The sequence below is a fragment of the Mariniflexile sp. HMF6888 genome (assembly GCF_044335535.1).
Classification (GTDB): domain Bacteria; phylum Bacteroidota; class Bacteroidia; order Flavobacteriales; family Flavobacteriaceae; genus Mariniflexile.
Window position 1 is genome coordinate 270,413 of record NZ_JBIQVZ010000005.1, and the last position, 14,387, is coordinate 284,799.

A 14,387-nucleotide genomic window follows, 5' to 3' on the forward strand; every position below is an offset into this window, starting at 1 on the left:
ATTAATTTAGAATGTTTATTGTATAAAAATTTAAAAGACTCATATTAATTCAATCATTAATTCAATAAACCATGACAACACATTTCGGATTTTGGGATTATTTCATTTTCATTGCTTACGCCGTCTTAATATTGGGCGTTGGGCTATGGGTTTCCAGGGACAAAAAAGGGCACCAAAAAAATGCCGAGGATTATTTTTTGGCCAGTAAATCCTTGCCATGGTGGGCCATAGGGGCCTCACTGATAGCGGCAAACATTTCAGCAGAGCAATTTATAGGAATGTCCGGTTCCGGTTTTGCATTGGGGCTGGCCATCGCCTCTTATGAATGGATGGCGGCCATCACACTGATAATCGTTGGGAAATACTTTTTGCCGATTTTCATTGAAAAAGGACTGTATACCATTCCTGAGTTTGTGGAGCAGCGGTTCTCAACAAATCTAAAAACCATTTTGGCGGTCTTTTGGATCGGTCTGTACGTGTTCGTGAACTTGGCATCCGTATTGTACCTGGGCAGTTTGGCACTGGAGACGATTATGGGCATTCCAATGGTTTACGGGGTTATAGGCTTGGCCTTGTTTGCAGCGGCATATTCATTGTACGGAGGCCTTTCAGCAGTGGCGTGGACCGACGTTATCCAAGTGGTGTTTTTAGTACTGGGAGGTTTGGCAACGACCTATATCGCTTTAAACACGGTTTCTGGCGGAGAAGGTGTTATTTCGGGGATGAAAACCGTTTATGATGCTGCCCCAGAGCGATTTGCAATGATTTTCGATAAGTCAAATAAATATTATGACATGTTGCCGGGTGTGGGTGTTTTACTGGGCGGTATGTGGGTCGCAAACTTATACTATTGGGGGTTCAATCAATACATCATACAAAGAACGTTGGCAGCCAAATCATTAAAGGAATCGCAAAAAGGGATTCTATTGGCAGCATTCCTAAAGTTGATTATTCCAATGGTCGTGGTCATTCCGGGAATAGCCGCCTATGTTATGATCAACGACCCAGAGATCATGGCAAGATTGGGCAGTTCGGCCTTACATAACCTACCATCCTTAGAACAAGCTGATAAGGCATATCCTTGGCTATTGCAATTTTTGCCAACAGGCATGAAAGGTGTGGCCTTTGCAGCCTTGGCAGCCGCTATTGTATCCTCATTGGCATCCATGTTGAATTCCACGTCCACTATTTTCACAATGGATATTTACAAACAGTACATCAATCCAGCGGCCAGTGACAAGAGCACCGTTAACGTAGGTAGGTTATCAGCAGCTGTTGCCTTGATCATAGCCAGTATTATGGCACCGCTATTGGGTGGCATTGATCAGGCGTTTCAATTTATACAGGAATATACGGGCATTGTGAGCCCGGGCATCTTGGCCGTGTTTATGTTGGGACTGTTCTGGAAGAAAACTACGAACAAAGCGGCTATTGTTGGAGCACTGGCATCCATCCCGATAGCGTTATATTTTAAAGTGGCACCAAACGGATGGTCAACCTCCCCATTGTTTGTGGATGTTCCTTTTATGGACCAAATGGGGTACACCTTTTTATTGACCATGGGTGTCATAGCCCTTGTGAGTTACATGCAGCATAAAGGAGCAGATGACAAAAAGGGAATACCGATCACCAAGGAATCGTTTAAGACCGGTCCATTGTTTAATATTGGGGCATTTGCGGTCTTGATCATTGTGGCCGCCCTGTATGCGTCATTTTGGAATTAAAGGATAGTTTTGAGTATGAATTATGAAAGATAAGCACAAAAAAAAGAGTTTTTGCATTCGGTTTTATGAATTGAAAGGCATGTGGGCCAGTAAATGTGTTTGAAATTTGATAGACATAGAGTTCATAACCCCGAAGGTCACTGGTTCGAGTCCAGTTCCCGCTACTAGCAAAGAAAAGGGTTTCAAGAAATTGAGACCCTTTTTTTATTTCTATGAATAGAGAATAATGCTGTTATTGACTTAAGTTTATTGAAATAAAAGCTTTAGTCTATAACTATTTTAGAATAGTCAAAAAACAAATGGTATATTGAAAATGGTTCATTTGCACCAAATTTTTTCTTATGTACAGAATCGTAGGTACAATTTACGTGATGTATTTTAATATCAGAAAGATATTTGTCTGTAATTACTGTTGCGTGTGTTTTAAGCTTTGAGTTAATATCATCTTTTACTACGGTGTTAGTTAAAGATTTATTCTCAATAAAAGCTAGTTGTCCTTCAAACGGCAAGCGTGCTTCCTTGTAGTTTCTTTCAGAAAATTTACGAATATCATCAACATAGCTAGTTGTATCTGATAACGATTTTATTCTTTTGCATTCAATAGCATAGTAGACTTGGCTATTAGAACCCCAACTAGTTTGTAAGCCGTTATCAACAATATGAATGTCTATTGGGTCATCATGGTCTAAATTGTCATTAACATTAAGATAAGTTTCAGTCGCTTCTTTATTTACTATTGAATACTCATCTGTTCCTTTATTTAATAGATGTAAATTCTTCCTTAAATAATCATCAACTAAACCGTTCCTTAAAAAATTTTCTTGACTTACTTTCCCTCGTTTGGAATAGTCGTAAACAATTTTGTCATCAATGATTTTATCATAACAATCAACTATGTAGTGTAAAATTGATTTAATTCTATTGTCAGTAATAGAAGTTTTATTAAGCCTGTTATTTATAAAAAGAGTAGCGTTAAAACTCATTCACACTTTTACTTAAATTGTTTAACTCTGCGGTTTCTATTGCTTCCTTGAACTCTGCCACGTCGTACCAAGCCATAGCCCTGTGCCAACATTTATATTCATTTGGCTTTATAATGTAAAATGAGTTTTTTTCAAATCCTTTAATGTCTTTTTGAATAAATATGTTTTTAGTTGGGTCAGTTGTATTTGTTATTTGGGAGATACTTAAATTATTCGCCAAGCGTTTTAAGACTTCTGCTTCGTTTTTTTTATTTGGATAGATTATGCTTTCTTTTGGTTTTTGAGAAGAGAAAATAAAGTTTATTGCTATAAAATGTTCTAAAGGATATATCTCTATTTGAAGATATTCATTTGTGTAAATTTTTTGAAATTCATTCAAATAAACTTCAGCATACCTTTTTAACATATAATCTCTATTTCTGTAGCTTGTTTCATCTTTTGAGAAATCTGACACTAAATTTTGCTTACTTTCTTGAAATTGATAACGAGAAACATTTAATGTGTAATCAATAAGGTCTTTTTCATACTCTTTTATACCGTATATGTCATAGATTATATTGTTTATTTGAGTTAATGCAATATTATTGATTGGTGAATTTTCGGGTCTAGGAAAAGAACTGTAATAATTTTTAAATTCGATTAAAATTTTATGGACCAGAGATGTTAATTTTTCTGTTTTTTCTTTTTCTGGTTCAATATAAGGGCAAGATAAAAATTCATCATTGAATCTAATAGCAGGTCTTGTGCCTATACCCCAAGCACTAGAAGTCATAAATAAATAATATGTAGCTAAATCAGATATTAGAATCCCATACAGAGATTTTAATATTTCCTCATTACTAGAGCTAATTGAAAATGTGCCTTTTCTAAAAACACTATCATTTGGGCAAAATGAAACTACTGGCTGACTCCAATCTTGCGCTTGTTCCTTTAATAAAATTTTTGAACCTTTGAATATTTCAATATCTCTTCCCCTTGATAAATATACATCTTCTTCTTTCAAAGTTATCGATTCATCTACCATTGTGAAATATGGAGCAATACTTTTGTTCTCTACTATTGGAAGTCCTATTAAATCGGGATAATAATTTGGGTTTTGTCCTCTCTCAATCCCTGCGCCTTTATGAATATTTTTATTGTTTTCAATAAGATTTTCAATACTACCATAGTTGTTTTTTACGTTTTTTAATAGTTTGTAATCCAAAATATTACCATATAGTGCAACTTTAAACATCCAATCGTTATTGATAAAATGCTTCTGTAATATACTTTTGGTGTCGTGCTTTTGCATTAAGAGCATTTTAAAGTGTTTAAGAAACTTGTTCACTTTAATGCTTTGATGTTTAATAGAATTATTGAGATAGTCTTTGTTATGGGATAATTTGAAAAAAACTATAGATGTTGGGCTTTCCTGCTGCTCAAATAATGATTGTTTAACAGGAGATAAATCAAAAAACTTTTTAATGCAATAAGAGGTTAGGAAATCTGCTCTGAACTCCTTATTGGTTTTTGAAACATTATAAAACAAAGTGCTAGTAATAATAATTGCAGACTTTGTTTCTGCATTCATAAAATCTTTCACTCTTAGAAGAAATGATTGAGCAATTTCTAATTTTCCAACAATTCTTTTAGAATATGTTTTAGTAGAGTTTACCCAATCCAAATGTTTTTTAGATTTATCTTTTTTCCAGGGAGGGTTTCCAAGGATAAATTTCGGGTTCACTTTTTTAATTATACTATTGAAGCTATGATCAATGTCAAAGAAATCAGCTTTAAATAGATTGTTGTTAAGTAGATTCGGAAATTCATAAACATCAATGTCTTTTGGGTCTTGATAGTCTAATAAAGCAATATAGATAGAGAAGCAGGCTACTTTTAATGCCTCTCCATTAATGTCAATACCAAATAGATTGTTTTTGACTATTTCTCTAATTCGTTTACTGAATTTCTTGTTATCTTGATTAGGATTTATTTCTAGTTCCTTATCAATCATTTTTCTCAGACTTTGGACTAGAAAAATGCCTGAACCAACTGCAACTTCAAAGATTTTGCATTCTGAAGAGTTTTCTTCTTCTAAATATTTGTCAACAGTATCATTTAAAACGTATTCAACTAAAAAAGGAGGTGTATAAACAGCTGCATCAAGCTTTCTTGTTTCTTCATCAATTAGCGATTCGTATATCCCTGAAATAACTTCTACAGGAATAATAGAAAAGTCAAATATTTCAAAGAAAAACCCATTAAATAAGTTTGCTTCATCTTGTAATTCCCCTTTAAAAACATCCGCTAAATAATCAGATTGTATTTGAGATAATGTAACATCCAATTCTTTAAAAAGGACTCCGTTAAATTTATTATTTAGCTTTTCAAATAATAAGTTTAGTTGAGATGGGTTCTTTATTAATTGTATAAAGTTTTTTCTCCTGCTATTTACATTTTCTAAATCGCCAGCTATTAAATTTTCATCTATTTTAACCTTCCTGTCAATTAAATACCTAATGAAAATTAGTCTTAATATTAGCGAATTAGCTTGATTTTCGGATAGAGGATTTGTAAAATGGCGAGTAAGGTATTCTCTAACCTCTTTGATATTCTCGAATAACCTTTCATTTACTCTTTTGCGGTACTGTTTTTTAGACTGAGTCTCAAAATATTCTTTCTGTAACCACTTCCAAGTAAACCCACTTTGAAGATTCCAAAAAGAAAATTTACTATTTATTTCTTTATCCTCTAGTAATATTTCTTCAAGGCTTTCTGCATCTTTATCATAATTGAGAGCGTTATAGACTTTTATTTCGTCTCCTTTTATCACAAAAACTATTGGCGAATTATCAAAAGACCAGACTTGTTTATGAATTTCGTTTTCTCTGTCTGGAGATATTTGGTTAGTTAGGTCAAAAAATAAAATTAAAGGTTGTTTGTTGAAAACATAATAAGCATCGGGTTGAATTATGTTTATTTTCTTTTGAACCTCTGAAATAAAACCATTGAAAACTTCTCCATTTTCTTTAAAGAAAACAGCATCTGACAAGTCAAGTTGCTTTAAAAAGTTTTTTAATGGGTTTTTCATCTGTATTTGCAAATTTAATTTTATTTGGTTACTCCATATAGCCTTTTGTAAATTATATAACTTTTAATTTTGCTTTTCTTTCTTCTTCCCAATGTTCCCTTACTTGTTCAAGATATTCTTCTGCGGTTTTTTTATTGTATCTATGTAACTGTTCAGGACTACTATGTGTGGTTATGGTCATTATTGCTTTGTCAGACAATTGTTTAAGTGTTTCGCATAAACGCCTCTTTCATTCCTGTTAGTTTCTTAAATTTCCTATAATTTTTTCATCAATACCTTCATTTTCGCAAATCACTTTTATTTCTTTATTAAATAAATTTTCAAGGGATTTAGGTGTTAATTCAAATTCAGGTAACTTCTGCCCCTTTTTCTGAGGATTGTTTTTATTTGTGGGTGTAGAGGTATTTTGATGGGTGCTATTGTCTTACTGTCGCTGTCGCCCTTATGAGTATATTGTCGCCTACAATTTTTAATCTTTCTATTTCGCTAAAATCACTTGCTCTTAAGCCTGTCCATAGTCCGATAATAAACAAATCTCTGATTTTGTCTTGTCGTTCATTTTTAATCTCTAATTCAAATATTTTTTTTATTTCTTCTTTGTTCAAATAAGTGTCGAGTGTTTCACCTCTTTTAACATAAAATCTTCTGCTTTCGTATTCGGGGTTATACTTATAGCCTTACAAAACATTTTTACCTGACTTATATATTTATTTATAGTGGTTTTTGAATAACCGCCCTCAATAGATGGAAAACTCACAAAATTTGTAAAAAAATGTAAACCAATATCAATATGTTTAAGTTTAGTCTTGTGCTTGGTTTCAAATTCTTTTAATCTTGTAGGTGTTATTTTGTATTTTCTTATTGTTTTTATGTTAATGGTTTCCCTGTATCGGGATTTATTCTTGAATTTGATTCTTCAATATAGTTGTCTATAAAGGGTATAAAAAATACAGTTATATCATTTTCGTGAGTAGGTCTGTTGTTAAACTTATTTACTGTATTGTCAAGCCATTGCTTAGAAATTAACTCGCCTATTGCTTGCGACTTGTTGTATTTGTATTCAAGCACTATAGTAGCCTTTAAACCCTCTAATTTTTAATTATATCTTCTTTGTCCTCAATGTGTTCAGAAATACTCTTGAATCGCTGTAGTTTATTGTTCCAATGGGTTGGATTTATAAGCAATCTTATTTTAGTTGTTTCGTCAAAATCTTTGCTATGATAAAACCTAAAGTAAAAATGGGTTCTTCTTCCCTTTTACTATAAAACGAATTGATTCCATGTTTTTAATTGTCTTTCCATAACTAATATATAAAATCTTCCCGAAATATTCCCGATTTTTATGTAGTTACTTGAATTTTCATGAAATTTGAAGAAAATGGCTAGTACTGTAAATCCTTTATTTAAAAGGCTTTCAAGGGTGGTATTTGAAAATATATGAAATCTAATGAATTTCATTACGGTAGTCCAGTTCCCGCTACTAGAAATAACAAGGGTTTCAAGAAATTGAGACCCTTTTTTTATTTCTATGAATACAGAATAATGCTTTTTTTAGTTCTGTCTTTTGTTTTATCTTGTGGGTCATATAAAAAATGAAATACCCACGAAAACAGCACACACACGAGATGATTATTCAGGGGTTCCATCTAACAATTAAAAAAAACAATAAAGTAAAGAGATGAAAATAAAACATATGTTTAGCTTTTTAGCATACCTTTTAATTATTCTTTTTGCAGCATGTAAAAACGATTCCAAGAATAACAGGAAGAGTACAGATAAAGAAGATAAAGAAACTGTAAATCCCGTTAAGACTCCAGAAGGGATGGTTTGGGTTTCAGAAAAGACATTCATACAAGGTGCTAAAGAAGGTGATAAATATGCTATGCCCAGAGAAATGCCTGCACATAAAGTAACTGTTGATGGTTTTTTTATTGATGTCACCGAAGTAACCAACAAACAATTTAAAGCTTTTGTTGATGCCACCAAATATATTACGGTTGCAGAACGGCCGGTGGACTGGGAGGCAATGAAAAAGGAATTACCTAAAGGCATTCCAAAACCACATGATTCAATTTTACAACCTGGAAGTTTAATTTTCAATAAAGATGTTAACAAGGTTGCTTCTATGGATAATTATACACAATGGTGGACTTGGAAAATAGGAGCTAGCTGGAAACATCCCGAAGGACCAGAAAGTTCTATTGAAGGTAAAGACAATTATCCGGTGGTGCACATCGCATTAGAAGATGCTTTAGCTTATTGTAAATGGGCTAACAGAAAATTGCCTACAGAGGCGCAATGGGAATCTGCTGCTCAAGGTAAAGACACCGATAATATTTACACATGGGGTAATAACCCTGAAATATTAAATACACATGCCAATACTTGGCAGGGTGTTTTTCCTATAAAAAACGAATCGAAAGATGGTTTTGAATTGATTGCACCTGTAAAATCATATCCACCAAATTCTATTGGATTATACGATATGCTTGGAAATGTTTGGGAAATAACCGCCGATTTGTTTAATGTAAACTACTATAAAGAATTAAACAATTCGCAACCAATCTTAAACCCTAAAGGAGCCAGCACATCTTTTAGTCCAAACAATCCCTATCAAGTAGAACACGTAATAAAAGGCGGTTCTTTTTTATGTAACGCATCTTATTGTGCCAGTTTCAGAATTTCAGCTAAAATGGGTATGAGTACAGATTCGGGCTCAGACCATACTGGGTTTAGAACTATTGCAACTCCAGATATGTTGGAGTAAAGTTTCGGCTTGCTTGTGATTTGATTGTTGAATATATTCTATCAACGTTTTTAAGATAATCTCATTACTAAAAATTAATAATTCAATATTTTCGTAACATAATAGTAAGTTTTATATGCAACAACAAAAATTTCTTCTCCTTATATTCTTAATCCTTATACAAGTATCTTTCTCACAGGAAAGAACAATACAAGAATTAGATATCAATTGGAAATTTCAAAAGGGAGATTTTGAAAATGCTTTTCAGGTAGATTTTAATGATTCTAATTGGGAAAACGTAACCGTTCCTCACGATTGGGCTATTTACGGTCCTTTTGATAAAGAGATAGATAAACAAGATGTCGCCATTGTTCAGAATGGAGAAAAAGTAGCTTCAGAAAAAACAGGGAGAACAGGGGCTTTGCCACATATTGGGTCAGCTTGGTATCGAAATAAATTTAGCTTACCAAATTACGAAAAGAACAAAAAAGTGATCTTACTTTTTGAAGGGGCTATGAGCGAACCTCAAATTTATTTAAACGGCAAAAAAGTAGGGGCATGGGCTTATGGTTACAGCTATTTTTATTTTGATGTTTCAGAATTTATTAAAGAAGGTGAAAATACGTTAGCTGTAAAACTAACAAATAAAGAATTTGCTTCACGTTGGTATCCTGGAGCGGGTTTATATCGAAAAGTTAGTGTTATTGTAAAAAATAAGGAAAGTATCAACCAATGGGGAACGTTTATTACAACGCCATTTATTAATAAAGATGAAGCCAAAGTCAATATAAAAACAAAAACATCGGGAGATAATGTTCGTTTAATAACAACAATTTATGACGCAGATGGACAAAAAATTAGTTCAGAAGCATCAACAACGCAATTCGGGAATGAATTCGATCAAAATGTCAAAGTTCAAAATCCTAAATTATGGAGTCCTGAAACGCCCTATTTGTATAAAGCAGTGTCTCAGTTATTTGTTGGAAGTGAATTGAAAGATGAGGTGTCAACACGTTTTGGAATTAGAGATGTAAAGTATGAAGCTAACAAAGGATTTAGCTTAAATGGCGAAGTGAGAAAGTTTAAAGGCGTTTGTTTGCATCACGATTTGGGTCCTATAGGAACCGCCATAAATAAAGCGGCATTGCGCCGTCAACTAACCATTTTAAAAGATATGGGTTGTGATGCCATTCGTAGCTCGCACAATATGCCATCATTCGAACAGTTGGAGTTATGTGACGAAATGGGTTTTATGTTTTTAGCAGAAAGTTTTGATGAATGGGCAAAACCAAAGGTGAAGAATGGTTACAATAGGTTTTTTGAAGCCTATGCCGAGAAAGATATCGTGAATTTAGTGCAAGCCACCAGAAACCATCCCTCAATTGTGATGTGGAGTTCTGGAAATGAAGTGCCAGATCAGTGGGGAGAAGCAGGTGTGAAACGTGCAAAGTGGCTACAGGATATTTTCCATAGAGAAGATCCCACAAGACCCGTAACCGTTGGTATGGATCAAGTAAAAGCAACCATGGAATCTGGTTTTGGTGCATTATTAGATGTTCCAGGGTTAAATTACCGTTTACATTTATATGAAGAAGCCTTTAAAAAATTTCCACAAGGGTTTATATTAGGTTCTGAAACGGCTTCAACGGTTAGCTCTAGAGGTGTTTATAAGTTTCCTGTTGTTCAAGAAAAAAATAAACAATATGACGATCTTCAGTGTTCCTCATATGATTTGGAGGCCTGTAGTTGGTCTAATGTCCCCGATGAAGATTTTGTATTACAAGATGATAAACCGTGGGTTATAGGCGAGTTTGTATGGACTGGTTTTGATTACTTGGGAGAGCCTACACCTTATGATCAAAGTTGGCCATCACGTAGTTCTTATTTTGGAATTTCAGATTTAGCAGGACTTCCTAAAGACCGCTTTTACTTATATAGAAGCCGTTGGAATACAGCGGACGAAACCTTACATATTTTGCCTCATTGGAATTGGGAAGGACGTGAAGGTGAAACAACCCCTGTTTTTGTTTATACCAATTACAATAGCGCCGAACTTTTTGTGAATGGAAAAAGTATGGGAATTCAGAAAAAGAACGCTTCTACACCACAAAACAGATACCGCTTAATGTGGATGGATGTAAAATATGCTCCTGGTACTTTAAAAGTTGTTGCTTTTGATGATGAAGGAAACGCCGTTGCTGAAAAGGAAATACATACGGCAGGGAAACCTTATAAAATTATATTAAAACCAGACAGGGAAACGATTAAAGCAGATGCTAAGGATTTATCTTTTGTTGAAGTTTCTGTGGTTGATAAGAACGGTATTCCTTGTCCAAATGCAACCAATCAGTTAAAATTTAAGGTAAATGGAGCAGGAACGTATCGAGCAGCATGCAATGGTGATGCCACCTCATTAGAACTATTTCATTTACCGACCATGAAACTTTTTAGTGGTAAGCTGGTTGTATTGGTGCAATCTACAAACCAATCAGGAACTATTGAATTATCAGTTTCGGGCAATGGCTTGAAAAGTGGTAAATTGAATTTGAATTCCCATAAATAATTGGGTAATAATTCAAAATACAACTTCAAAAGCTATGACAAAAACGATAAAAGTATGTTAACTTTTGTTAGGCTTCATATTAAATAAAGATATATCTATATATTTGAAAAATTATTAAGATTTCAAAAAAAATAGTATGATTTATTGTAGAATGTATAATTCAAAGTAGTGATTATGAAAAATAATCAAATAAAAAGAAGAATAAAAGCACTCTTTTTATTCTTTACACTTTTAATGGCTGGCTATACACAGGCTCAAGTGTTAGAGCCTGTAAAATGGGCGACATCTGTTAAAAAAGTTTCAAATACCGATTATGAATTGATAACAACCGCAACAATTGATAAAGGTTGGCATTTGTATTCGCAACATGTTCCTGAAGATGGACCCATACCCACAACTTTTACATATAACAATAGGGAAGACTTTTCGTTAAAAGGAAAGACAATTGAAGGTGAGGGACATACTATTGATGATCCTATTTTTGGAATGCGGATTAAGTTTTTTGAGAACAAGGCCGTATTTAAACAAATGGTGAGTTTTAAAGACGATTATAAAACAATTGAAGGGCATGTTGAGTTTATGGTTTGTGATGATACCAGATGCCTGCCCCCAACAGAAGTTGATTTGGTATTTGCTTTCAATAATGACAGTCCTACTTCTAATGATAGTTCTGTTTCCAATAATGGTTCTACTACCAATGACAATTCTACTACCAATGATGGTTCTATTTCCAATGGAAACTCTACTTCTAATGACGGTTCTACTTCTAATGACAGTTCTACTTCTAAAGGAGAAGCAAGCAACTTAAATGCAAATGAGATTGATAATAATGCGGTAAACCAACAACTGTACGGCATATCTGCAGGCGATATTAAAAAACCAGATAAAACATGTGGTGAGGAATTGAGTCAAAACCGCGACTCTTTATGGACCATTTTCGGACTAGGTTTTTTGGGCGGACTATTAGCTTTATTAACGCCATGTGTATTCCCTATGATACCCTTAACCGTTAGTTTTTTTACAAAAAAAGGAGGGCATGATAAAGGTTCGGGTGTTTCAAAAGCATTATTGTACGGATTTTTTATTTTTGCTGTATACATTTTATTAAGTGTGCCTTTTCATTTGTTAGATTCGGTAAATCCGGATATTTTAAATGAGATTTCCACGAATGTTTGGTTGAATGTTGCCTTTTTTGCGATATTCCTGTTTTTTGCATTTTCTTTCTTTGGTTATTACGAATTAACATTGCCTTCAAGTTGGACCAACAAAACCACACAAGGCGAGAATGTAGGTGGCATTATAGGAATCTTTTTTATGGCACTTACCTTGGCAATTGTGTCGTTTTCTTGTACAGGTCCCATTTTAGGCTCCCTATTGGCAGGTTCGTTAACAGCCGATGGCGGTGCGTGGCAACTTACAGCAGGTATGGCTGGTTTTGGCGTGTCGTTAGGGTTACCATTTGCATTGTTTGCCATGTTTCCTAATATGATGAATGCCTTACCTAAATCTGGTGGTTGGTTAAATACAACAAAAGTTGTTTTGGGGTTTCTGGAATTGGCTCTGGCATTTAAGTTTTTATCGAATGCCGATTTAGTGCAACATTGGGGCATTTTAAAAATAGAACCTTTTTTAATTATTTGGATTCTTATTTTTGCAGGTTTAGCATTGTATATATTTGGAGTGATTAAATTTCCGCATGATTCGCCAATAAAGAAACTGTCATTTTCAAGAATAACAGGAGGTGTATTGGTTGCTGCATTTACTATATATTTAGTATCTGGGTTTAGAGTGAATAAAGAAACCAATACATTTACACCGCTGACACTTTTAAGCGGTTTGGCACCACCAGTAGGGTACAGTTTTTTATATCCAAACGATTGTCCTAATAATCTAGTATGTTTTAAAGATTTAAAGACAGGTATTGCTTATGCAAAGAAAGTGAATAAGCCTATCATGTTGGATTTTACAGGGTATGCTTGTGTAAATTGTAGAAAAATGGAAGAGCATGTATGGTCTGCTAAAAAAATTGACAACTATTTGCGAAATGATTATGTATTGATTTCACTTTATGTTGATGATAAAAAAGCCTTACCTGCCGATGAACAAGTTTTAGTAAATCGTATAAATGGAGGTACAAGAAAACTTGAAAATTATGGACATAAATGGGCTAATTTTCAAACGCAATTTTTTCAAATCAATTCGCAGCCGTATTATGTATTATTAAATTCTGATGGCACTCAAATTTTAAACCAACCCGCTGATTATACTCCGGATGAGGATGATTATGCTGAATTTTTAAAGTGTGGTTTGGAAGTTTTTAAAGAAAGTAAAAAGAAATAGCTTTTAAGTTTAGTTAAGCTCCAGTATTTGGTTTGTTAAAACGCCTATTTTAAAATTTAAACTATTTATCTGTCATACAACGTTAAAAATCATAGAAAGACTACTGTATTCTGAGTTTTAATTTGTTATTTTTGGCATCAAATTAAATAAAAATAAGAAAATGAAAATAATTAAATTTTTAGGAGTTGTTTTAGCAGCTTCAGTTTTATCATCATGTGGTGGTCAAGGAGTTTCAAAAAGAGCATTAAAAACTGAGTTAGACTCAGTAAGTTACGCTATTGGTATGGATGTAGCTAGAAATGTGAAAACAAGTATTTCTGAAATAGATAGTGAACTATTTATTCAAGGCTATATGAATGTTTTGGATTCAACCAATATTTTAATTAAAGAAGAAAATGCTCAACAAGTTTTAACTGCTTATTTTCAGAAGAAACAAGCTGAGAAGATGAAAAAACAGCAAGAAGAAGCTGAAAAAGAAAAAGCTGTAGGCGAAAAATTCTTGGAAGAAAACAAATCTAAAGAAGGTGTAAAAGTAACCGAAAGTGGTTTACAATATATTGTTTTAAAGGAAGGAACTGGAGCAAAACCAACTGCGGAATCTAAAGTAAAAGTACATTACCACGGTACATTAATTGATGGAACTGTGTTTGACAGCTCAGTAGATAGAGGCGAGCCAACTGAGTTTGGTGTTGGTCAAGTTATTAGAGGATGGACAGAAGGTTTACAGCTGATGTCTGTAGGTTCTAAATATAAATTCTTCATTCCTCAAGATTTAGGCTATGGAGCAAGACAAGCAGGCGAAAAAATCAAACCATATTCTACTTTAATTTTCGAAGTTGAATTATTGGAAATAGTTAAATAAGTAACAAACATACTTAGTTTAAACAAAAAAAACAGAAGGGAAACTTTCTGTTTTTTTTGTTTAAAAGCTTAAAATAACCCAATAAACCAAACAAGGTTGT

Annotated in this window: 10 protein-coding genes; 5 read left to right on the forward strand and 5 right to left on the reverse strand. The window is 33.6% G+C overall.

Features of this window, described 5'->3' with window-relative positions; translation table 11 throughout:
* The first annotated feature begins 71 nt into the window (after window positions 1-71).
* Window positions 72-1,724, forward strand: a complete 1,653-nt coding sequence (locus ACGLWY_RS13435) for a sodium/sugar symporter (protein WP_396620178.1) — start codon at window positions 72-74, stop codon at window positions 1,722-1,724.
* Between the two features lie 263 nt (window positions 1,725-1,987).
* On the opposite strand, the gene ACGLWY_RS13440 is transcribed toward ACGLWY_RS13435, so the two are convergent.
* The 5 genes from ACGLWY_RS13440 to ACGLWY_RS13460 form a co-directional block, all read right to left on the reverse strand.
* On the reverse strand, window positions 1,988-2,707 hold the full coding sequence (locus ACGLWY_RS13440; protein ID WP_396620179.1) for a hypothetical protein: 720 nt from the start codon (window positions 2,705-2,707) through the stop codon (window positions 1,988-1,990).
* The gene (locus tag ACGLWY_RS13445) at window positions 2,697-5,777 is read right to left on the reverse strand and encodes an Eco57I restriction-modification methylase domain-containing protein (protein WP_396620180.1); all 3,081 of its coding nucleotides are present in this window, start codon (window positions 5,775-5,777) and stop codon (window positions 2,697-2,699) included. The genes ACGLWY_RS13440 and ACGLWY_RS13445 overlap by 11 nt, the downstream gene beginning before the upstream one ends.
* A gap of 52 nt (window positions 5,778-5,829) precedes the next feature.
* Entirely contained in the window at window positions 5,830-5,958 is a 129-nt protein-coding gene (locus tag ACGLWY_RS13450; protein WP_396620181.1) for a hypothetical protein, read from the reverse strand.
* Window positions 5,959-6,193: 235 nt separating this feature from the next.
* Window positions 6,194-6,382, reverse strand: coding sequence for a hypothetical protein (locus ACGLWY_RS13455; RefSeq protein WP_396620182.1), 189 nt, complete (start codon window positions 6,380-6,382; stop codon window positions 6,194-6,196).
* On the reverse strand, window positions 6,379-6,690 hold the full coding sequence (locus tag ACGLWY_RS13460; protein WP_396620232.1) for a phage integrase SAM-like domain-containing protein: 312 nt from the start codon (window positions 6,688-6,690) through the stop codon (window positions 6,379-6,381). Before ACGLWY_RS13460 ends, ACGLWY_RS13455 begins: the two co-directional genes overlap by 4 nt.
* A gap of 764 nt (window positions 6,691-7,454) precedes the next feature.
* Between ACGLWY_RS13460 and ACGLWY_RS13465 the strand changes: the two genes are divergently transcribed.
* The 4 genes from ACGLWY_RS13465 (at window position 7,455) to ACGLWY_RS13480 (ending at window position 14,287) form a co-directional block, all read left to right on the forward strand.
* Entirely contained in the window at window positions 7,455-8,543 is a 1,089-nt protein-coding gene (locus ACGLWY_RS13465) for a formylglycine-generating enzyme family protein (protein WP_396620183.1), read from the forward strand.
* Window positions 8,544-8,658: 115 nt separating this feature from the next.
* Complete coding sequence (locus ACGLWY_RS13470; protein ID WP_396620184.1) at window positions 8,659-11,085, forward strand: DUF4982 domain-containing protein; 2,427 nt, start codon at window positions 8,659-8,661, stop codon at window positions 11,083-11,085.
* Between the two features lie 174 nt (window positions 11,086-11,259).
* Window positions 11,260-13,425, forward strand: coding sequence for a cytochrome c biogenesis protein CcdA (locus ACGLWY_RS13475; protein WP_396620185.1), 2,166 nt, complete (start codon window positions 11,260-11,262; stop codon window positions 13,423-13,425).
* Between the two features lie 160 nt (window positions 13,426-13,585).
* A complete protein-coding gene (locus ACGLWY_RS13480; protein ID WP_396620186.1) occupies window positions 13,586-14,287 on the forward strand; it encodes an FKBP-type peptidyl-prolyl cis-trans isomerase in 702 nt (233 codons plus the stop codon).
* The last annotated feature ends 100 nt before the right edge of the window (window positions 14,288-14,387 follow it).